This is a genomic window from Streptomyces yerevanensis (genome assembly GCF_000716805.1).
In the GTDB taxonomy this organism is placed as follows: Bacteria; Actinomycetota; Actinomycetes; order Streptomycetales; family Streptomycetaceae; genus Streptomyces; species Streptomyces flaveus.
In genome coordinates, this window is record NZ_JNWJ01000019.1 from 118010 (window position 1) to 139355 (window position 21346).

Annotated in this window: 15 protein-coding genes; 7 read left to right on the plus strand and 8 right to left on the minus strand. The window is 69.5% G+C overall.

Features of this window, described 5'->3' with window-relative positions:
* Positions 1-3 precede the first annotated feature (3 nt).
* Genes OP79_RS21245 through OP79_RS21255 form a run of 3 tightly spaced genes read left to right on the plus strand, consistent with a single transcriptional unit; the run spans position 4 to position 4636 of the window.
* Positions 4-399, plus strand: coding sequence for a DUF742 domain-containing protein (locus OP79_RS21245; RefSeq protein WP_033321873.1), 396 nt, complete (start codon positions 4-6; stop codon positions 397-399).
* Between the two features lie 24 nt (positions 400-423).
* A complete protein-coding gene (locus OP79_RS21250; protein ID WP_033321874.1) occupies positions 424-4050 on the plus strand; it encodes a hydantoinase B/oxoprolinase family protein in 3627 nt (1208 codons plus the stop codon).
* Positions 4031-4636 carry a GTP-binding protein gene (locus tag OP79_RS21255; RefSeq protein ID WP_033321875.1) on the plus strand — a complete coding sequence of 202 codons (606 nt, stop codon included), beginning with the start codon at positions 4031-4033 and terminating at the stop codon, positions 4634-4636. Before OP79_RS21250 ends, OP79_RS21255 begins: the two co-directional genes overlap by 20 nt.
* Positions 4637-4787: 151 nt before the next feature.
* Here OP79_RS21255 and glpK read toward each other — a convergent pair whose 3' ends face one another.
* The 5 genes from glpK to OP79_RS21280 form a co-directional block, all read right to left on the minus strand.
* Entirely contained in the window at positions 4788-6299 is a 1512-nt protein-coding gene (gene glpK, locus OP79_RS21260) for a glycerol kinase GlpK (protein ID WP_033321876.1), read from the minus strand.
* A gap of 22 nt (positions 6300-6321) precedes the next feature.
* Positions 6322-7047, minus strand: coding sequence for an MIP/aquaporin family protein (locus tag OP79_RS21265; protein ID WP_033321877.1), 726 nt, complete (start codon positions 7045-7047; stop codon positions 6322-6324).
* 398 nt (positions 7048-7445) lie between these two features.
* A complete protein-coding gene (locus tag OP79_RS21270) occupies positions 7446-9098 on the minus strand; it encodes a GGDEF domain-containing protein (protein WP_033321878.1) in 1653 nt (550 codons plus the stop codon).
* 127 nt (positions 9099-9225) lie between these two features.
* Positions 9226-10416 (minus strand): lipid-transfer protein, encoded by a 1191-nt coding sequence (locus OP79_RS21275; RefSeq protein ID WP_033321898.1) that lies wholly within the window; start codon positions 10414-10416, stop codon positions 9226-9228.
* Entirely contained in the window at positions 10413-10838 is a 426-nt protein-coding gene (locus tag OP79_RS21280; protein WP_033321899.1) for a Zn-ribbon domain-containing OB-fold protein, read from the minus strand. The genes OP79_RS21275 and OP79_RS21280 overlap by 4 nt, the downstream gene beginning before the upstream one ends.
* A gap of 260 nt (positions 10839-11098) precedes the next feature.
* Between OP79_RS21280 and OP79_RS21285 the strand changes: the two genes are divergently transcribed.
* Positions 11099-11635 carry an NUDIX domain-containing protein gene (locus tag OP79_RS21285; RefSeq protein WP_033321879.1) on the plus strand — a complete coding sequence of 179 codons (537 nt, stop codon included), beginning with the start codon at positions 11099-11101 and terminating at the stop codon, positions 11633-11635.
* A gap of 40 nt (positions 11636-11675) precedes the next feature.
* Here OP79_RS21285 and OP79_RS21290 read toward each other — a convergent pair whose 3' ends face one another.
* Complete coding sequence (locus OP79_RS21290; protein WP_033321880.1) at positions 11676-14042, minus strand: glycoside hydrolase family 31 protein; 2367 nt, start codon at positions 14040-14042, stop codon at positions 11676-11678.
* A gap of 236 nt (positions 14043-14278) precedes the next feature.
* On the opposite strand from OP79_RS21290, the gene OP79_RS21295 reads away from it, so the two are divergent.
* The 3 genes from OP79_RS21295 to OP79_RS21305 all read left to right on the plus strand — a co-directional run bounded on the left by OP79_RS21295 (position 14279) and on the right by OP79_RS21305 (position 18672).
* Positions 14279-16255 carry an acetoacetate--CoA ligase gene (locus OP79_RS21295; RefSeq protein ID WP_033321881.1) on the plus strand — a complete coding sequence of 659 codons (1977 nt, stop codon included), beginning with the start codon at positions 14279-14281 and terminating at the stop codon, positions 16253-16255.
* Between the two features lie 155 nt (positions 16256-16410).
* A complete protein-coding gene (locus tag OP79_RS21300) occupies positions 16411-17373 on the plus strand; it encodes an IS110 family RNA-guided transposase (RefSeq protein ID WP_051744792.1) in 963 nt (320 codons plus the stop codon).
* Positions 17374-17778: 405 nt separating this feature from the next.
* The gene (locus OP79_RS21305) at positions 17779-18672 is read left to right on the plus strand and encodes a hypothetical protein (RefSeq protein ID WP_033321882.1); all 894 of its coding nucleotides are present in this window, start codon (positions 17779-17781) and stop codon (positions 18670-18672) included.
* A 60-nt stretch (positions 18673-18732) separates the two neighbouring features.
* Here the strand turns inward: OP79_RS21305 and ptsP are convergent, their stop codons facing one another.
* Both ptsP and OP79_RS21315 read right to left on the minus strand, forming a co-directional pair.
* Positions 18733-20403, minus strand: coding sequence for a phosphoenolpyruvate--protein phosphotransferase (ptsP, locus tag OP79_RS21310; RefSeq protein WP_033321883.1), 1671 nt, complete (start codon positions 20401-20403; stop codon positions 18733-18735).
* A gap of 77 nt (positions 20404-20480) precedes the next feature.
* On the minus strand, positions 20481-20930 hold the full coding sequence (locus tag OP79_RS21315; protein WP_033321884.1) for a PTS sugar transporter subunit IIA: 450 nt from the start codon (positions 20928-20930) through the stop codon (positions 20481-20483).
* Between the last annotated feature and the right edge of the window lie 416 nt (positions 20931-21346).

The following is a 21346-nucleotide window of genomic DNA, read 5'->3' on the forward strand; positions in this document are numbered from 1 at the left end:
GGCATGAGCGCAGACGGTCAGGGGATGTCCCACTGGTTCGACGACGAGGCCGGACCGGTGGTCCGTCCGTATGCCATGACACGCGGCCGCACCACCAGTGCGGCCCAGCACCGCCTCGACCTGATCGCGGTGGTCGTGACGGAACCGCATGCCGACGAGCCGGGAGCGGCGCAGACGCTGTCCCCGGAACACGAGGACATCGTCGAACTCTGTCGCGACGCCCCGCAGTCGGTCGCCGAACTCGCCGCCGAACTCGACCTCCCCATCGGAGTGGTACGTGTCCTCATAGGAGATCTCGTGGCTGACGAAATGGTCCATGTGACGCGTCCGGTACCCCCCGCCGAGCTGCCGGACGAGAGTATTCTGCGCGACGTGATCAATGGGCTCCGGGCGCTCTGAGCAGCGCGGAAGCGGGGAACTGACGTGACAGGCTGGCAGTTCTGGGTCGACCGAGGCGGCACCTTCACCGACATCGTCGCGCGTCGCCCCGACGGCCGCCTGCTCACGCACAAGCTCCTCTCCGACAACCCGTCGCGGTACGCCGACGCCGCCGTCGCGGGCGTACGGGAACTCCTCCACGACGACGGCCCCATCGATGCCGTCCGCATGGGCACCACCGTTGCCACGAACGCCCTCTTGGAGCGCAAGGGCGAGCGCACCCTCCTCGTCGTCACCCGCGGCTTCAGGGACGCACTGCGCATCGCCTACCAGAACCGCCCGCGGATCTTCGCCCGTGCGATCGAACTGCCCGAGCTGCTCTACGAACGGGTCGTCGAGGTCGACGAGCGCATCGCCGCCGACGGAACCGTCCTGCGCGCCCCCGATCTGGACGCCCTCGCCGGGCCGCTGCAGGAGGCGTACGACGACGGAATCCGAGCCCTGGCCGTCGTCTGCATGCACAGCCACCTCCATCCTGTCCACGAGCAGACCATCGGCGAGCTGGCCGCCAGTATCGGCTTCCCGCAGATCTCGCTGTCCAGCGAGGTCAGCCCCCTGATGAAGCTCGTCCCGCGCGGCGACACAGCCGTCGTCGACGCCTACCTCTCGCCCGTGCTGCGCCGCTACGTCCAGCACGTCGCCGATGAACTGCGGGGCGTGCGGCTGATGTTCATGCAGTCCAACGGAGGACTTGCCGAGGCCGGGCAGTTCCGAGGCAAGGACGCCATCCTGTCCGGCCCCGCGGGCGGCATCGTCGGCATGGCGCGGATGTCGCAGCTCGCCGGCTTCGACCGTGTCATCGGCTTCGACATGGGCGGCACCTCCACGGACGTTTCGCACTTCGCGGGCGAGTACGAACGCGTCTTCACTGCCCAGATCGCCGGCGTACGGCTGCGCGCGCCGATGCTGGACATCCACACCGTCGCGGCGGGCGGCGGCTCCGTGCTCCACTTCGACGGCTCCCGCTATCGCGTAGGGCCGGACTCGGCGGGCGCGGACCCAGGGCCCGCCTGCTACCGGAGTGGCGGCCCGCTCACCGTCACCGACGCCAACGTGGCCCTCGGCCGCATCCAACCCGCCCACTTCCCCAGGGTGTTCGGCCCCGACGGTGACCAGTCGCTCGACGACGCACTCGTCCGCGACCGCTTCGCGGCCCTCGCCCGCGAGATCCGCGACCGGACCGGCGACGACCGCACCCCCGAGCAGGTCGCCGAGGGATACCTCCAGATCGCCGTGACCAACATCGCCAACGCCGTGAAACGCATCTCGGTCCAGAAGGGCCACGACGTCACCCGGTACGCGCTGACCACCTTCGGCGGCGCGGGCGGCCAGCACGCGTGCATGGTCGCCGACTCGCTCGGTATCCGCACCGTCCTCGTGCCGCCCATGGCCGGTGTCCTCTCCGCGCTCGGCATCGGGCTCGCCGACACGACGGCCATGCGTGAGCAGTCCGTCGAGGCGCCCCTGAAGGCGTCCTCGATGCCCGGTGTCCTGAAGACCGCGGACGACCTGGAGGGCGCGGCCCGCGCCGAACTCCGCGCCGAGGACATCCCCGAGGACCGCATCCGGGTCACCCGCCGGGCCCAGCTGCGCTATGACGGCACAGACACGGCACTCGTCGTCGAGCTGACCGAGCCCGACACCATGACCCGCACCTTCGAAGACCGCCATCGCGCCACCTACTCCTTCACCCTCGACCGTCCGGTCGTCGTCGAAGCCCTCTCCGTGGAAGCCACCGGCCTCACCGAGCCCCCCGATCTCTCCGCCCTCGCCACCCCCTACTCGACCCCCGGCACCCCGGAGACCGTCAGCCTCCACACGGGCGGCACCTGGCGCGACGTACCCCTGCACCGTCGCGAGGAACTGCCCCCCGGCGAAACCGTCACCGGCCCCGCGATCATCACCGAAGCCAGCGCGACGACCGTCGTCGACGACGGCTGGCAGGCGGCCATGACCGACGACGGGCATCTGATCATGGAACGCGCGGCGGTCACGGAGAGTTCCGATCTCGGTACGGAAGCCGACCCGGTTCTCCTCGAGGTCTTCAACAACCTCTTCATGTCCATCGCCGAGCAGATGGGCGCCCGCCTGGAGTCCACCGCCCAGTCCGTCAACATCAAGGAGCGCCTGGACTTCTCCTGCGCGCTCTTCGACCCCGAAGGCAACCTGGTCGCCAACGCTCCTCATATCCCTGTGCACTTGGGATCGATGGGCACCAGCGTCAAGGAGGTCATCCGCCGCCGGGGCTCAGGGATGCACCCTGGAGACGCGTACGCCGTCAACGACCCGTACCACGGCGGCACGCACCTCCCCGACGTCACGGTGATCACTCCGGTCTTCGACACGGAGGGTGACCGGATCCTCTTCTACGTGGCCTCGCGCGGCCACCACGCCGAGATCGGCGGCATCGCCCCCGGCTCGATGCCCGCGAACAGCCGCGTCATCGAGGAAGAAGGCGTCCTCTTCGACAACTGGCTGCTCGTGGAAGGCGGCCGCCTCCGCGAGGCGGAGACACGACAGCTGCTCACGGAGGCGCCCTACCCCTCGCGCAACCCGAAGACCAACCTCGCCGACCTGCGCGCCCAGATCGCCGCCAACCAGAAGGGCGTCGACGAAGTCGCCCGCATGATCGAGAACTTCGGCCTCGACGTCGTCCAGGCGTACATGAAGCACGTCCAGGACAACGCCGAGGAATCCGTACGCCGCGTCATCGACGCCCTTGAAGACGGCGAGTTCACCTACGAGACCGACTCCGGCGCCGTCATCCGGGTGCGCATCTCCGTAGACCGCGAAAAACGCTCCGCCACCGTCGACTTCACCGGTACGTCGCCGCAGCTCGGCACCAACTTCAACGCACCCTTCTCGGTGGTCAACGCCGCCGTCCTGTACGTCTTCCGCACCCTGGTCGCCGACGACATCCCGCTCAACGACGGCTGTCTGCGCCCCCTGGACATCATCGTGCCCCCCGGCTCGATGCTCGCTCCCGAACCTCCGGCCGCCGTGGTCGCCGGTAACGTCGAGACCTCGCAGGCCATCACGGGTGCCCTCTACGGAGCCCTCGGAGTGCAGGCGGAGGGCTCCGGCACCATGAACAACGTCACCTTCGGCAACGAACGCCACCAGTACTACGAGACCGTGGCCTCCGGATCCGGTGCGGGCGACGGCTTCCACGGCGCATCCGTCGTCCAGACCCATATGACCAACTCGCGGCTCACGGACCCCGAGGTCCTGGAGTGGAGACTGCCCGTCCAGCTCGACGAGTTCGCCGTACGACGCGGCAGCGGTGGAGCCGGACGATGGTGCGGCGGGGACGGCGCCGTACGCCGCATCCGGTTCCACGAGCCCATGACTGTCTCCACGCTCTCCCAGCACCGTAGAGTCCCGCCCTACGGCATGGCGGACGGCGAGCCCGGAGCACTGGGCGCCAACCGCGTGGAACGCGCGGACGGTACGGTCACCGAACTGGGCGGAAGCGACGCGGCGGACGTCGGCCCCGGCGACGTACTGGTCATCGAAACCCCTGGAGGCGGCGGATACGGTCCACCTCCCGCCCCATCCCCGTACGAAACCACTGAAGCAGGAGAAGAGAACGATGATCTTCGGGCGTTCTGAGCGCGGCAAGGCCCCCGTCGAGCCCGTCACGCTCAAGATCCTCGTGGCGGGCGGCTTCGGCGTGGGCAAGACGACAATGGTCGGCGCGGTCAGCGAGATCAAGCCGCTGCGGACCGAGGAAGTGCTCACCGAGGCCGGCCGCCCGGTCGACGACACCAGCGGGGTGGAGGGCAAGAACACCACCACGGTCGCCATGGACTTCGGCCGCATCACACTCCGCGAGGACCTGGTCCTCTACCTCTTCGGGACACCCGGACAGGACCGCTTCTGGTTCCTGTGGGACGAGCTCTCCACCGGCGCCCTGGGGGCCGTGGTACTCGCCGACACCCGCCGCCTGGAGGACTGCTTCGCCGCGGTCGACTACTTCGAGCGGCGCTCCATACCATTCCTGATGGGCGTCAACTGCTTCGAGGGCGCTGCCCGTTACCCCGCCGAAGACATCCGCCAGGCCCTCGACCTCGACCCCGACGTGCCCGTCGTGCTGTGCGACGCGCGCGACCGGGAGTCGGTCAAGGAGGTACTCATCGGCGTCGTCCAGCACGCGATGGCGTACGCGGCCGAGCGCCGCCAGACCGTCACCACCTGAAGCGCTCGCCCTTCATCCGGCCCGCCACGCGTACGGCCCGTACCCCCGCCGACTGGGGTACGGGCCGTAGTCCTCGGGCACGACACGCGTGACGCACGCGCGCGTGCACCCCAAAAACGCTGCACGCGCGCGTGCACCGCGAAAACGAGCCCTAGCTCGGACCGTCCTCGTGCCAGCCGAAGCTCTTCTCCACCGCCTTGCGCCAGTTGTGGTACTCGCGCTCGCGCACCGAGTCCTCCATCGACGGGGTCCACTCGACGTCCTTCGCCCAGTGCGACTTCAGCTCGTCGAGGTCGTTCCACACACCGGTCGCCAGGCCCGCCGCGTAAGCGGCGCCCAGGCAGGTCGTCTCGGAGACCTTCGGACGGATCACCGGCACCCCGAGCACATCCGCCTGGTGCTGCATCAGGAGGTTGTTCTTGGTCATGCCGCCGTCCACCTTCAGGGTCGTGATGTGCACCCCGGAGTCCTGGAACATGGCGTCCACGACCTCACGGGTCTGCCAGCTCGTCGCTTCGAGCACCGCGCGCGCGAGGTGCCCCTTCGTGACGTACCGCGTGAGACCGGTGACGACCCCGCGCGCGTCGGAGCGCCAGTAGGGCGCGAACAGGCCGGAGAACGCGGGCACGATGTACGCCCCGCCGTTGTCCTCGACGCTCGCCGCGAGCGTCTCGATCTCGTCCGACGTACGGATGATGCCGAGCTGGTCGCGGAACCACTGCACCAGGGCGCCGGTGATCGCGATCGACCCCTCCAGGCAGTACACGGGCGCCTCGGAGCCGATTTTGTAGCCCATGGTGGTGAGCAGCCCGCTCTTCGAAGGAACCGGCCGGTTCCCGGTGTTGAGCAGCAGGAAGCTGCCGGTGCCGTAGGTGTTCTTGGCCGTGCCCACGTCGTAGCAGGCCTGCCCGAAGACCGCCGCCTGCTGGTCGCCGAGTGCCGAGGCGACCGGCACCCCGCCGAGTTGGCCCACGGCGGTCCCGTACACCTCGGAGGAGGACTTGATCTCCGGGAGCATCGCTTCGGGGACGTTCATCGCGGAGAGGATCGAGGCGTCCCACTGAAGGGTCTCGAGGTTCATCAGCATGGTGCGCCCGGCGTTGGTCACGTCGGTGACGTGACGGCCGCCGTCCGTGCCGCCGGTGAGGTTCCAGATCAGCCAGGAGTCGATCGTCCCGAAGGCGATCTCGCCCCGCTCGGCGCGGGCCCGCAGCCCCGGCACGTTGTCCAGCAGCCAGGCCGCCTTCGGCCCGGAGAAGTAGCTGGCCAGCGGCAGGCCGGTCTGCTCGCGGAAGCGGTCCTGCCCGTCCGAGCCGCCCAGCTCGTTGCAGAGCGCGGAGGTACGGGTGTCCTGCCAGACGATCGCGTTGTGCACGGGTTTGCCCGTGGCGCGGTCCCAAAGAACCGTCGTCTCCCGCTGGTTGGTGATCCCCAGCGCGCTGAGCTGGTCGGCGCGGAGACCGGCCTTCGCGATCGCCCCCGCCACCACGGCCTGCACCTTCGACCAGATCTCGGTGGCGTCGTGCTCCACCCAGCCCGGCTTCGGGAAGATCTGACGGTGCTCGCGCTGGTCGACGGCGACGATCGCGCCGTCCTGGTTGAAGATGATGCAGCGGCTGGAAGTGGTGCCCTGGTCGATTGCGGCGACGAACTTGTCTGTCATGACGTCCCCTTCGTCGGATTCTTCAGAAGGCTGCGTTGAAGATGAGCCCCGAGAGCGCCCCGCCGATCAGCGGCCCCACCACCGGGATCCACGCGTAACTCCAGTCCGAGGTGCCCTTGTTGGGTATGGGGAGCAGGGCGTGGGTGATGCGTGGGCCCAGGTCACGGGCCGGATTGATGGCGTATCCGGTGGGACCGCCGAGCGACAGGCCGATGCCGACCACCAGGAAGGAGACGATCAGAATCGCGGTGCCGGACTCGCCGAGCCCCTTGGTCAGGCCGAAGGCCAGGATCGGCAGAACCAGAGCGATGGTGGCGATGATCTCGGTGATGAGGTTCGCCACGGGATTGCGGATCGCGGGTGCTGTGGAGAAGATCCCGAGCGTCGGTTGCGCCTTCTTCTCCTCGGCGTTGGCCTGGAACTGGGCGAGGTAGACCAGCCAGCACAGGACGGCGCCGAGAATCGCGCCGATCATCTGTCCGGCGACGTAGAGGGGGACCTTGTCCCAGTCCCCGGTGTCGATGGCGATGCCGAGTGTCACCGCCGGGTTGAGATGTCCGCCGGACAGCGGTGCCGCGGTGTACGCCCCGGCCATCACACCGAAGCCCCAGCCGAACGCGATGACGACCCAGCCCGCGTCCTTCGCCTTGGAGTCGTTCAGTACCACGGCGGCGACGACTCCGGCGCCGAAGAGAATCAGAATGGCTGTGCCGATGATCTCACCGACGAAGATGTCTCCATTGCTCATGGCGGCTCCTAGGCCTCGCCCGGGGCGATCGGCCCCGGTCCACCGTGCAGGGTGCGTTTCCCATGGCTACTTCTGCCGAAGGCAGGGAGAGTCCCGCGCCCCGCCCGGCGTCCGTGACGAGCGTGCCGTGGCAGCCGAATCGCCCGTGGGGGATGACCCGTTGGCGCAGGCGAGGGCCCGCGCGGCGCAGTGCGTGAATACGCCGGAATGCGGCGACGCCGACTGACATCCGGAAGTGTTCACCGGGGGCCGAGGACCGTCAAGGTCGTGGGCGGCAATGGTTCGGGCCCGCAAAAATGCCTGAACCGGGAGGGTCGGGCTCCGCAACCGGTGTGCGGCAGTGGGCGTACGCGTCAACTGCCGGGCTCCGCGGACACGGTGCCGCGAAGCCGCTCAGCTCAGCCCAGGCCAGGCCCGCCCGCCCCGCATCCCGCCTGCGCGGGCGCCGCCCCCGAGCCACGGCGGATCTCGTGGCCGGGCAGGCCCGCGTGGCCCAGCACCCAGCTTGCGCCCCGCAGCGACTTCGCGGCCTGCTTGAGCGGCGCCAGACACGCGGCAGCCTGCCGGTGGTCGGTCACCGTTCCCGGGGCGCACAGCACCGTGGCCAGGGACAGCGTGACGGCGAGGCCACCGGCCGACCACGGCGTGTCGAGCACCGACATGGCCAGCGGATCGAGTCTCTCCGGATCCGTCAGCACGAGAAAGTCGTCACCGCCGATATGCCCCACGCGCGTGGCCCCGGACGCCGCCGCCTGCAGCGCCCGCCCCACCCCGCGGATCAGTTCGTCGCCCGCTGCGAACCCCGCACCGTCGTTGACCTGCTTGAAGCCGTCGACATCCAGCCAGCTCAGCGCGAAGATCCGCCCGTCCGCGATCCGCCGGTCCACCTCGCCGGTGATCGCGTCCGAACCGGGCAGCCGCGTCAGCGGATTCAGCCCGGCCGCCTCCTCGACGCGGCTCTCTGCCAGCGCCCGTACCAGATCAGCCAGTCGTACGACTCCTACGCACCGCCCGAGCCGGTCGACGACCGCGACATCGTCGGACGTACGGTCGCGGTCCCCGTCCGCCACCACGTCGAGGACCTCCCACGCGGTGGCGTCCACGCCGACCGTACGCGGCGGATCGCCGAGCTTGGCGGCCGGCCGGTCGGCGTACAGCGCATGCCCGTAACGGCCCGACAGCGACAGCAGGAACCGGGAGCGGTGCACCGACCGCACCGGGACCCCGGCCGCGTCCACGAGCAGTACCCCGGACACCTCAGGCGACCCGGTCAGCAGCGCCCGCACCTGTCCCGCGGACGCGTCTGCGGGCAGCAGTGCGGCAGGGCGTACGAACTGCCGCACCGACGGCCCGTACGGAGGCGTCGCCGAGGTGACGTGGGAGAGCGCCGGAACGTATACGTCCGCTGCCGGACGGCGGGCCGGGGGACCGAACAGCTCGCCCTGCGCCAGTTGCGCGCCCGCCGACAGCGCCGCCGCACACTGCAGTTCGGTCTCCACGCCCTCCACGGACAGCAGCGCACCGAGCTGCTCGCACAGCGTCCGCATCGCCCGCACGACCGCAGGCCGCGTCAGCAGGGACGCGTCGAGTTTGACCAGGTCGGGAGCGAGATCTGCGAGCACCCGAAGGGGCACGTCGCCGTCGCCGATGCCGTCCGCGCAGATCCGGAAGCCCTCGCCACGCAGCGCCGAGACCGCCTCGATGAGCGCCCGGTGCGGCACGTGCGTGAAGGGCGGTCCGACGTCGACCGTCACCTCCCACGGCATGCGCCCCGCCTCGCGTACGGCCTCCCGCAGCGCGGCGAGTCCTCCGAGGTCGGCGAGGGTGCCCGCGAACACGTTGACGTGGAGCGGGAGCAACGTCTCCTGACGGGCCGCCGCCCGGATCGCCAACGCGGCCAGCCGACCGTCGAGTTCGGGGTCGCGGCGGGCCTGCGCGAGGACGTCACCGGCCTCCGGGCGGGCGAGTATCTCCAGTGCTGCCACCCCTCCGGTCGTCAGGTTGACGATCGGCTGGAAGGCGAAGCGGAGAGTATCCGTCCAGGAGCGCACGGAAGCATAATGACGCTTCTGGTGTGCGCCCAAGCCCAGTTCACGAGCTGTTCACGCAGGATTCCGGACTGATCACTCAGTGTACGGAAGGCCACTTCAGCTCCCACGTCATACGGGCACTCTGCCCTCACCGGACGGCTATCACGGACGACCCGTGCCCGAACAGCCCCTGGTTCGCGGTGATCCCCACCCGCGCGCCCGCGACCTGCCGTTCGCCCGCCGTACCGCGCAACTGCCAGGTGAGCTCGCAGACTTGGGCGATGGCCTGGGCCGGAACAGCCTCTCCGAAGGAAGCGAGTCCGCCGCTGGCGTTCACGGGTATTCGACCCCCGGGCGCCGTCGCGCCCTCCCGCAGCAGCTTGGCCGCCTCGCCCTCGCCGCACAGTCCCAGGTCCTCGTACCACTGCAATTCCAGGGCCGTGGACAGGTCGTAGACCTCGGCGAGCGAGAGGTCCTCCGGGCCGATGCCCGCCTCCTCGTACGCTGCCCGCGCGATCGACGCGCGGAACGTCTCGGCCGCCGGCTCCACCGCGACCGCTGAGTCCGTCGCGATGTCCGGCAGATCGAGCACCGTGGTGGGGAAGCGCGGTGTCACCGTGGACACCGCGCGGATCCGCACAGGATCCGCGGCTCCATGGCGCCGCGCGAACTCCATGCTGGACAGCACGAGCGCCGCGGCCCCGTCCGAGGTCGCACAGATGTCGAGCAGCCGCAGTGGATCGGCGACGACGGCCGAGGCGGCGACCTCCTCGGCGGTGACCCGCTTGCGGTACCGCGCGTTCGGATTCAGCGCCCCCAGGGCGGCGTTCTTCACCTTGACCTGCGCGAAGTCATCCAGCGTGTCCCCATGCACGGCCATCCGCCGCCGCGCGTACAGCCCGAAGTACGTCGGATTCGTCGCCCCCAGGGCCCGGAATCGCAGCCAGTCCGGATCGTCGGGCCGGTTCCCGCCCGCGGGCCGGAAGAACCCCTTCGGAGCCGCGTCCGCACCCACCACCAGGACCACGTCCGCGAGGCCCGAAAGGATCTGTGCCCGCGCCGTGTTGACGGCCTGTGCCCCTGACGCGCACGCCGCGTAGACGCTCGCCACCCGGGCGCCCTGCCAGCCCAGCGCCTTCGCGAATGTCGCCCCCGCCACGTACCCGGGATAGCCGCCACGGACTGTGTCCGCGCCGACGATCGAGCCGACATCCCGCCAGTCGACTCCCGCGTCAGCCAGTGCTGCGCGCGCCGCCACCGTCCCGTACTCGACGAAACCGCGTCCCCATTTGCCCCAGGGATGCATGCCCGCGCCGAGCACCGCCACCTCATCCGTCATGCCCCCGCCCTCGTCGGCCGCCAGTGCCACGTCGTCCAGGTCGTCTCCGCGTCCTCGTTCAGCACGCCCGGGACGACCTCCACCTCCATGCCCACCGTCAGATCGGCGACGGTGACCCCGGGAACCGCCTGTCCGAGCACCACGATCCGCTCGGATTCCAGTTCCACAGCGATCAACGCGTACGGCTGCCATTCGAGTTCCGGGTCGGACACATACGGTGACGGTGGCCGGTAGCGGCTGTCGGTGTACGACCAGATGCGGCCCCTCCGGGACAGCGGGACCTCGGCCAGCTCGCCGCCCGGGCAACCAGGGTTGCGGCAGAAGGCGTCCTCACGGGGGAAGAACACCGATGCACAGGCCGAGCAGCGCGTGCCCAGAAGCCGGAAGTCGTCCCCCTCGCCGGCGAACCAGCCGGGGACCACGGGTGTGCGGGTGCGGGACAAGATCCCTCCAGGCGTCTGTATCTGACAGATCGTCAGAAGTGTGCCATGGGGCGCGTCGATTGGGCAGGGCGTCAGCGGGCAGGTCTGTGCGTCACGAGAACCGCTGGGACCCTCCTGGGCGTCGAAGTATCGGTAGGGGCGGCCGGGGCCTACGGGGGTGGTTCCGGTCGTCTCTCGTCCCATCGCATGGAGACGGCCCTCCGGAGGCGCCCATGTGATGATCGGCTACAGTCCGCGGCGTGTCCCCATCCCAGAACCTGCCCGCCGACTCCGCGCCGGACTCCCACTGTTCGAGCTGCGGAGCGCCCTACGAAGAGGGTGTCTCCGGCTGGCCCCGTACCTGCGCCTCCTGTGGCGCCGTGGCCTACCGCAATCCGCTGCCCGTCGCGGTGGCCCTTCAGCCCGTGTACGACATCAAGGGCACCGCCCTGGTCGTCATCACCCGAACCATCGCCCCCGCGCGCGGGGGCATCGCTCTGCCCGGAGGGTTCATCGACCACAGGGAGGACTGGCGCCGCGCCGTAGTCCGCGAGCTCATGGAGGAGACGGGCATCGATGCTGCAAGCCGCGACGTACGGCTCGCCGATGCGATGAGCTCTCCCGACGGCCACCTCCTGCTCTTCGGGCTGCTTCCGGAACGTCCGGCCGCCGCATTGCCGCCGTCTTCCGCGACGGACGAGACCGAGGGCTGGCACCTGCTCCGCACGGCGACCGAACTCGCCTTCCCGCTGCACACCGTGGCGGCGCGGGCGTTCTTCGAGGGCCGGTACGTCTGACGCGTTGTCCAGGACACCTGGTGCACCACTCAGGAGCGCGTCACAGGCCTCCCAGCCCGCGGACCCGTACGGGGCGGGACGGCTCGCCCGGTCCGTCCTCCCCGTCCCGCTCGACGACCACCCGCTGTCCTTCCCAGCGCGTCACATACCGTTCGACCTCCGGCTCGTCCCATCCATCGCCCGTGTCCGGCACCACGAGCCCGCCTCCGGTACGTCCAGGGGCGGGCGCCCACACCTCCAGCTCCAGGCCGCCGTCGGCGCCGCGTACGGGCACGACGGCACCCGCGCGCGCGAGCACCGGAATCCGCGACAAGGGGGCATCGACCAGCACCTGAGCGGGCCCTTCGTAGCACTCCTCGGTCACCGTGTCGTACCAGCATCCTCGCGGCAACTGCACCGCACGCCGGTCCGTGCTCGGATCCAGTACCGGCGCCACCAGGAGGCAGTCGCCGAGCAGGAAGGTGTCGTCGCAGTCGCGCAGCGCCCTGTCCTCGGGTACGTCCCACCACACCGGCCGCACATACGGCGCCCCCGTACGGTGCGCCAGATGCGCCAGCGTCACGAAGTACGGCAGCAGCCGCCGCCGCTCGACGAGCGCCACGCGCGCGTGCTCCAGGATCTCCTCGCCGAACTCCCAGGGCTCCCTGCGCCCGGCCCGCAGACTCGCGTGGGTACGGAACAGCGGCAGATACGCGCCCAGTTGGAACCAGCGCAGATACAGCTCGGGCGACGGACTGCCGTCGAACCCGCCCACATCGGGGCCCGAATAAGGCACCCCGCACAGCCCGAGCCCCACCACCAGCGACAACGACGCCCGCAGCCCCGGCCAGCCGGTCGCCACGTCCCCGGACCAGGTCCCTCCGTAGCGCTGCATTCCGGCCCACCCGGAGCGCGAGAACATGAACGGCCGCTCCCCGGGTGTCAGTTCACGCAGCCCTTCGTAACCGGCCCGCGCCATGCAGAGCGCGTACACGTTGTGCGCCTCACGATGGTCGCCGCCGCGTCCCTCCAGGTCGTGCTGTGCAGAACGGGGCAGGGTGTTCTCCCCGAAGGCGGTGAACGACACCGGCTCGTTCATGTCGTGCCAGAAGCCCGCGAAACCCTGCGCCAGCCGCTCCTTGTAGAGCTCGCCCCACCACTGGCGCACCCGCGCGCGCGTGAAGTCCGGATACACCGACTCGCCGGGCCAGACCACACCGCGCACCGGCCTCCTCGCGGAGTCCCGCACGAAGGCGTCCACCGAGGACCCGCTGTCGTACACAGCGTTGCCCGGTTCGGCCTTGACCGCCGGATCCACGATCGACACCAGTCGGATCCCGTCCCGGCGCAGCTCCTTGGCGAGCATCGGAAGCTTCGGGAAGCGCTCCCGGTCGACCGTGAACACCTGGTGCGCGTCGAAGTGGTCGATGTCCAGATGAACCGCGTCCAGCGGCAGACCGCGCTCCAGATAGCCGGCGACGATCCGCCGCACCTCCTGCTCGCTGCCGAAGCCCCACCGCGCGTGATGGTGCCCCAGTGCCCACGTGGGCGGCAGCGCGGCGGCCCCGGTGAGCGATGTCCAGGTGCGCAGCACGCGCTCGGGGGTGCCCACCATCACCCAGCAGCGCAGCGGCCCGCCGTCCATCCGCAACTCGCTCGTCCCGGCCCGGTCGTGCCCGGATCCCGCGCCCTCCTCGCCCTCGCGCAAGGTCACGGTGCCGTCCCACGTGCTGTCGTGGAACACGAGATGCGTGGCGGCGTCGGCCACCACCATCTGCACCGGCATGGTGATGTACAGCGGATCGTCGCCCGGACCGAAGGAGAGGCCGGGATCGGTGTTCCACAGCCGGTAGGTGCCGTCGCGCAGCCGCGGGCCCGACGCGCGCCCGCCCAGCCCGAAGAACCGCGCGTCCGCGGCCACTTCGGACCGCTGCATCCACCGCGCCGGGCCCTCGCCGACCGGTTCCCACCACCGGGGCGGCAGATCGCGGCGCAGGGTCACCCCGCCCGGCGTACGCACCTCCACAGCACCGTTCCGCGAGACGACGACCGTCACGCGCTCGGACACCACCCGCCAGGCGCCGTCCTTGTCCGGCTCCAGAACGGCCCGCGGGTCCGGCCCGGGGGAGCGGCCGACGAGCGCGTACGAGGGCTCGGGTCCGGCCCCGTCCCAGCCCCAGAAGACGGCCCCGTTCACCGCGACAGTGATGCGCAGCTCCGACCGGGTGAACCGCACCAGTCCGCCGCCGGGTCCCGGCTCCACGTCCAGTACCGGGCCGGGCACCCGCGCGCGCTCGGCACCACGGGGCACAAGCCCGGAGGCGTCGACGCGCCTCCTACGCCACGCGGCCCGCACGGTACGCCACCCCTGGGCCGCCCCCGTCGAACCGACCGCCTTCACCGAGCGCACCAGGTCACGACCGTCCATGCTGCTCAGCCTGCCATTGACCTGCCCACCCGTGTGAGTCGTTCAACTGCCGTTCACCCGCGACGGGACCACATCTTCACGACCCGGACCATGTGTGGCGCACGACACCGACCATCTTTGGCGCGCCCTGGTGCGGAAGTCGATCACATGGCATCGTCCGTGTCAGTCGCGTGACGCGCACAACCCAGCCCGTGCGTGATACACGCACACGACGCGCACAGTCCGGGAGCCGCCCCATGTCCTCAGCGAACCACTCACCGCTCTGGCAACCCGATCTCGAACGCATCGCCCGGGCACAGATCACCAAATTCCAGTCCTGGGCGGCCGAACACCACGGAGCCCCGTCCGAGGGCGGCTATGCGGCCCTCCACCGCTGGTCCGTGGACGAGCTGGACACATTCTGGAAGGCCGTCACCGACTGGTTCGACGTACGGTTTTCGACCCCCTACGCGCGCGTGCTCGGCGACCGCTCAATGCCGGGTGCCCAGTGGTTCCCCGGAGCCACACTCAACTACGCCGAGCACGCCCTGCGCGCGGCCGAGACCCGCCCCGACGTCCCGGCCCTCCTCTACGTCGACGAAACCCACGAACCGCGCCCGGTCAACTGGTCCGAACTGCGCCGCCAGGTCGGCTCCCTGGCCGCCGAGCTGCGCACCCTCGGCGTACGCCCCGGAGACCGCGTCAGCGGCTACCTCCCGAACATTCCGCAGGCCGTCGTCGCCCTCCTCGCCACAGCCGCCGTGGGCGGCGTCTGGACGTCCTGCGCGCCCGACTTCGGCGCCCGCAGCGTCCTCGACCGCTTCCAGCAGATCGAGCCCGTCGTCCTGTTCACCGTCGACGGCTACCGCTACGGCGGCAAGGACCACGACCGCCGCGACACCGTCGCCGAACTGCGCCGCGAACTGCCCACGTTGCGCGCCGTGGTCCATGTCCCGCTGCTCGGCACCGAGGCCCCCGAAGGCGCCCTGGAGTGGTCCGCGCTCACCTCCGCGGACGAGGAGCCCGTCTTCGAAGCGGTCCCCTTCGACCACCCCCTGTGGGTCCTCTACTCCTCCGGCACGACCGGCCTCCCCAAGGCCATCGTCCAGTCCCAGGGCGGCATCCTCGTCGAGCACCTCAAACAGCTCGGCCTGCACTGCGACCTGGGCCCCGAGGACCGCTTCTTCTGGTACACCTCCACCGGCTGGATGATGTGGAACTTCCTCGTCTCCGGCCTCCTGACCGGCACCACAATCGTTCTGTACGACGGCAGCCCCGGCTATCCGGGAACGGCCGCCCAGTGGCGCATCGCCGAACGCACGGGAGCCACGCTCTTCGGCACCTCGGCCGCGTACGTCATGGCCTGCCGCAAGGCGGACGTGCACCCCTCTCGCGACTTCGACCTCTCCCGTGTGCAGTGCGTCGCCACCACCGGCTCGCCCTTGCCGCCCGACGGGTTCCGGTGGCTGCACGACGAGTTCGCGGAGAGCGGTGCTGACCTGTGGATCGCCTCCGTCAGCGGCGGCACCGACGTCTGTTCCTGCTTCGCAGGCTGCGTACCCACGCTCCCTGTGTACATCGGCGAACTCCAGGCACCGTGCCTCGGCACCGACCTCCAGTCCTGGGACCCCAGCGGCAAACCTCTGACCGACGAAGTCGGCGAGCTGGTCGTCACCAACCCGATGCCGTCCATGCCCATCCGCTTCTGGAACGACCCCGACGGCAGCCGCTATCACGACAGTTACTTCGACGTGTACCCCGGAGCCTGGCGCCACGGAGACTGGATCACCGTCACCTCACGCGGCTCAGTGATCATCCACGGCCGCTCCGACTCCACGCTCAACCGCCAGGGCGTGCGCATGGGCTCGGCCGACATCTACGAAGCCGTGGAACGTCTCCCCGAGATCCGCGAGTCCCTCGTCATTGGCATCGAACAGCCCGACGGCGGCTACTGGATGCCCCTGTTCGTGCACCTCGCGCCGGGCGCCGTACTCGACGAAGCCCTCCTCGGACGTATCAAGCAGACCATCCGCGAACAGCTCTCGCCCCGCCACGTCCCCGACGAGGTCATCGAGGTGCCCGGCATTCCGCACACCCTCACCGGCAAGCGCATCGAGGTACCGGTCAAGCGCCTGCTCCAAGGGACTCCCCTCGAAAAGGCCGTCAACGTCGGCTCGGTGGATAACGTCGAGCTGCTGCACTTCTACGAGGACCTGGCCCGCAAGCGCACCTGATCAGAGTGCTGACCTGACCCTATGAGAGCTGAGGCTTCCCCTTCCGGTGCGTTCGGAGCATTCTTTCCGTGGGGGAGCCGAGTCCGGGTCAGGAGGCCCGCGATGCAGGCTTACGCTGGGATTGATGTGCATCGCCGCCGGTCGCGATCGCCGTGATGGATGAGGGCGGCCGGACGGCGGTGAACCGGAACGTGCCAGGCGGGCGTGAGACGCTGCTGAACGTGATCGGCGATCTCCCGGCGGGTACCCCGGTGGCGTTCGAGGCCGCGTTCGGCTGGGGCTGGCTGCTCGAGCTGCTCCAGGACCACGGCTTCGAGCCGCACCTGGCGAATCCCTTGCAGTGCAAGGCGATCGCCTCCGCGCGGCTGAAGAACGACAAGGTCGACGCCGCGACGTTGGCGCATCTGCTGCGCGCGGACCTGCTGCCCGAAGCGTGGATCGCCCCGCAGCAGGTGCGCGAGCAGCGGGCCGTGCTGCGTCACCGCGCCCAGTTGGTGCGACTGCGCACCCTGATCCGCAACAGGATCCACGCGATCCTCGCTGATCACGGCTGCGACCGGACCAGCAGCTGCTGGTCGGCTCCGGGACGGCAGTGGCTGGAGGAGCTGCCGCTGACGGCGGTTTCCCGGATGGTGGTCGCCAACATGCTGGAGACGATCGACGCGCTGCAGGTGGTCATCGACCGAGTGGAGGTCCATCTGGCTCAGACGGCCAAGGCGGATCCGCGGGTGAAGGCGCTTACCGCGCTGCTTGGTGTCGGCCGGCTCACCGCCTTGACCATCCTCGCGGAGGTCGGAGACGTAAGCCGGTTCGACTCGGCCCGCAAGCTCGCCTCCTGGGCCGGACTCACCCCGACGGTCCGCGGCTCGGACCGCACCGTGCGCTACGGGCACATCTCCAAGCAGGGCAACCCATGGCTTCGCTGGATCATGAACGAGGCGGCGCAGACCGCCAAGCGCAGCCCCGACTACATCGACACCTACGTGCGCATTACGCACCGCCGCGGCAAGAAGATCGCCACCATGGCAATCGCCCGCAAGCTCCTGGCCCGCGCCTGGCACGTGCTGAGCGGGGCCGAGGAGGCAGCCCGGGCCAAGGAGGCGTGCACCACGGCATGACCGGCCAACGCCCCTTGTGGGGAAGGACGCAAGCCCCGGGTGAGCTCGCAAAACCGCATGAGACGGCCCCGCCGCACTCGTTGACCTGAATGAGCAGCCCGGCCCCGGACCAAGGTCATGACGCCCGCCCACCAGCCCGCGCCGAATGGGTGCGTGTGAGTCCGTCTCCGCCCGACCGCATCCCGGAGAACCGCATACGGCATCCCACCCCCTTCACAAGACCGCCCACCCCGGCGGGGGCCCGCCCCACACCGGGGACGGGCCCGTACGCGCCTTGACAACCCCAGCCCTCATGGGTGCGTCTTTATCGCACGGCCTGGTGCGTGAACCCCGCGCCCGGCGGCCATTGTCAGTGCCGCCGGTTACGGTGAGTGAGCATTGATCGACTGCACTCAGGGGGAAAAAATGGCGCACATCCAGCACCAAAGCATGCGACGCGTCCTGCGCCGCGAAATCGCCGGCACCATCGGCTTGCTGACCGACGAGCAGGACTTCATGGCGATGCGGCGCTACCGCACGTTCGCTTTCGCAGACCACGCAAGCTACCTCCAGCAGGTGGAAGCCCTGCTCAGGACACTCGCCTCCCAAGGCGGCCACACCACAGTGGCACTCTTCGACCCCGAGGAGTACGCGGAGTTCTGCGCCGAGCAGGGCCTGGAACCCGACGCCCCGACCAGCCGCATCCGCTTCACAGCAGAACTCGCCTCGACCGGCCCCACCCTCCCGTACGAGGGACAGCCTCTCGCCGACCTCGTCCCGACCCTCGTCGACGAGGCCGTCCGACAAGCCACTTGGGAGTACGCGACGACGCTCCTGTCCCGCATCGGCAACTGCGCATCCTGCGGCGAGGACATCGGCCGTGCGGCCTTCATCCGAGCATCTGACCTGCTCGTCCGCATCCTCGAAAGCACAGGCCCCGGCGAGCGCCACCTCGTATGCAGCGTCTCGACCGCGCCGGAAACACTCATCGCGGCCCTCCATGCCGACGACGACCCCGAGGGCACACCCCAGCTCGACGAGGCCGAAGCCCTCGAATTCACCACCGTCCTGGCCGTCGGCATCGCCATCCAGAGCGCCGGAGGCCTCGTCATGCGCACCAGCGCCCCCGACACGACCGACCGCGTCTTCGGCTGGCGCCTGCGCGGCGAAGACCTGGAACCGCTGACCGCCGGAGAGGTCTTCGACGCCTACTGCACCGACATCGAATCCGGCGACCTCGTCTCCCCGGAGTCGGGCGTCGACTACTGCATGCCGCCGGACCTGAGGGACGATGGCCCTCCGACGGCGCATACGCACTGAACACGTGAGGGGCGCCCACAGGCAGGGCGCCCCTCGATCACCTCAACGGCGCGGGCCGACTTACTCGCCGGACAGCACCGCCTGAGCCGCCGTACGCGCCTCTTCGGCACTGTCCGAGGCGCGCGCCGCCGCCGCGGCACGCTCGCACTGCGCCAGCGTGTACTTGGCCAGCGTCGCCCGGACATACGGAATCGACGCCGCACCCATAGAAAGGGAAGTGACTCCCAGACCGGTCAGCACACACGCGAGCAGCGGGTCCGACGCGGCCTCGCCGCAGACACCACAGCTCTTGCCCTCGGCCTTCGCCGCCTCGGCGGACAGCGCGACCAGGTCGAGCAGCGCGGGCTGCCACGGATCCTGGAGACGGGACACAGCGCCCACCTGACGGTCGGCGGCGAAGGTGTACTGCGCGAGATCGTTGGTCCCCAGCGACAGGAACTCGACCTCCTGCAGGATCGACCGCGCCCGCAGAGCGGCCGACGGAATCTCGACCATGGCACCAAACTTCGCCTGCAGTCCGGCCTCACGGCACGCATCCGCGAACGCCTTGGCATCGATACGGTCCGCAACCATCGGCGCCATCACCTCGAGGTAGACCGGCAGCCCCTCGGAAGCCTTCGCGAGCGCCGTCAACTGCGTACGCAGCACCTCCGGGTGATCGAGCAGCGTCCGCAGACCACGCACGCCCAGTGCCGGGTTCGGCTCGTCGGCCGGCGTCAGGAAGTCGAGCGGCTTATCGGCACCCGCATCCAGCACACGCACCACAACACGACCCTCAGGAAAGGCCTCAAGAACCTTGCGATACGCCTCTACCTGCTTGCTCTCCGACGGCGCACTCTTGCTGTCGTCAAGGAAGAGGAACTCGGTACGGAACAGACCCACACCCTCCGCACCGGCCGCGACCGCCGCCGGCACATCCGCGGGACCACCGACATTGGCCAGCAGCGGCACCTTGTGCCCGTCCGAGGTGGCTCCGGGCCCGCTCGACGCGGCAAGTGCCGCCTTACGCTCGGCGGCCGCGGCCTCCATGGCGGCCTTCTTTTCGGCACTCGGGTTCACGAAGATCTCACCGGTGCCGCCGTCCACCGCGATCATCGTTCCCTCGGCGAGCTCACCCGCTCCCGGCAAGGCGACCACGGCGGGCACGCCAAGTGCCCGCGCCAGAATCGCGCTGTGGCTGGTAGGCCCGCCCTCCTCAGTGACGAAACCGAGGACCAGAGCCGGATCCAGCAGGGCAGTGTCGGCAGGCGCAAGGTCACGAGCAATAAGGACGTACGGCTCGTCACTGTCCGGGACGCCCGGCATCGGAACACCGAGCAGACGGGCGACGATACGGTTCCGCACATCGTCGAGATCCGCCACACGACCGGCGAGGTACTCACCAGCACTCGCAAGCAGAGCGCGATAGGCGGCGAACGCGTCGTACACCGCCCGCTCCGCCGTGCTTCCGACAGCGATCCGCCGTTCGACATCGGCCATCAGCTCCGGGTCCTGAGCCATCATGGCCTGGGCCTCGAGCACCGCCTGGGCTTCGCCGCCTGCCAGATTTCCGCGCGCCATCAGGTCGGCCGCCACGGCTTCCACGGCCTTACGGGCGCGCCCCTGTTCGCGCTCCGCGTCCTCCGCCGGAATCTGCTTGGCAGGCGGCTCGAGAACCGCCGTCCCCATGTGCCGAACCTCGCCGATCGCCACACCGTGGCTCACGCCGACGCCTCGCAGCGTTGTCTCCATGTCACCTGTCTTCGATAGAGCGGCGGGTCCCGCCACCGCGGTGGTCGTCCTGCCTGTCGTTCATCACGGCACTGAAGTCAGTGCCAGCTGAAGAGAGCGTCTCCAGCCTTCACATCGCCGTCAATGTTGAGGTCGGAAAGCGACTCGGCCGCAGCTTCGAGCGCCACGATGGGGCACACCGGGGACTTGCCGGCGGCTTCGACGGCAACCGGGTTCCAGCGGACCATGGCCTGACCGCGCTGTACGGTATCCCCCTTGTTGATCAGCAGCTCGAAGCCCTCGCCATTCAGCTGGACGGTGTCGATACCGAGGTGCGTAAGCACACCGTGGCCCTGCTCGTCGACCACGACGAAGGCGTGTGGATGAAGCGAGACAACAACGCCGCCGATAGGGGCGACGGCCTCGGAGGGCTCCCGCACGGGATCAATCGCGGTACCGGGCCCCACCATCGCTCCGGAGAAGACCGGATCAGGTACGGCTACGAGCCCGATGGCACGTCCTGCAACAGGGGACGTCACGGTGGTCATGGGAAGCCTCCCAGGGGCGGAAGAGTCATATGGCCGTCACTGCCTGTACCGGACGGCGCACTGTTCAGCAGCGTAAGTCACGAGAAGTCCCGGTCCGCCGGAGAGGTCTCGGTTGGCGACCGTAGGGCCCGGCACAAACGATTTGCGCCCACTCCCGAGCCCGCTGTAGAGTCGTACACCTGCTTGAGGCCGAGCGATGCGACCAAGCGTCCTTGCCTGGCAGCATCCAACTTGTCAGATCCTATCTCGAGGTCTGGTTCTGCGTGCTCGCAGTACCATGGTCAGTGAGACGGGAAAGCCCTGATACGGTTGGAAACACCGAAGGGAAGCCCGGAGGAAAGCCCGCGAGGGTGAGTACGAAGGAAGCGTCCGTTCCTTGAGAACTCAACAGCGTGCCAAAAGTCAACGCCAGATAT

Coding starts and splice junctions, on each gene's coding strand:
- glpK (WP_033321876.1), bottom strand. CDS start 6,299: ATGACAGACAAGTTCGTCGCCGCAATCGACCAGGGCACCACTTCCAGC.
- ptsP (WP_033321883.1), bottom strand. CDS start 20,403: ATGGAGACAACGCTGCGAGGCGTCGGCGTGAGCCACGGTGTGGCGATC.
- OP79_RS21265 (WP_033321877.1), bottom strand. CDS start 7,047: ATGAGCAATGGAGACATCTTCGTCGGTGAGATCATCGGCACAGCCATT.
- OP79_RS21275 (WP_033321898.1), bottom strand. CDS start 10,416: ATGACGGATGAGGTGGCGGTGCTCGGCGCGGGCATGCATCCCTGGGGC.
- OP79_RS21305 (WP_033321882.1), top strand. CDS start 17,779: ATGGCGCACATCCAGCACCAAAGCATGCGACGCGTCCTGCGCCGCGAA.
- OP79_RS21290 (WP_033321880.1), bottom strand. CDS start 14,042: ATGGACGGTCGTGACCTGGTGCGCTCGGTGAAGGCGGTCGGTTCGACG.
- OP79_RS21295 (WP_033321881.1), top strand. CDS start 14,279: ATGTCCTCAGCGAACCACTCACCGCTCTGGCAACCCGATCTCGAACGC.
- OP79_RS21315 (WP_033321884.1), bottom strand. CDS start 20,930: ATGACCACCGTGACGTCCCCTGTTGCAGGACGTGCCATCGGGCTCGTA.
- OP79_RS21255 (WP_033321875.1), top strand. CDS start 4,031: ATGATCTTCGGGCGTTCTGAGCGCGGCAAGGCCCCCGTCGAGCCCGTC.
- OP79_RS21300 (WP_051744792.1), top strand. CDS start 16,411: ATGGATGAGGGCGGCCGGACGGCGGTGAACCGGAACGTGCCAGGCGGG.
- OP79_RS21245 (WP_033321873.1), top strand. CDS start 4: ATGAGCGCAGACGGTCAGGGGATGTCCCACTGGTTCGACGACGAGGCC.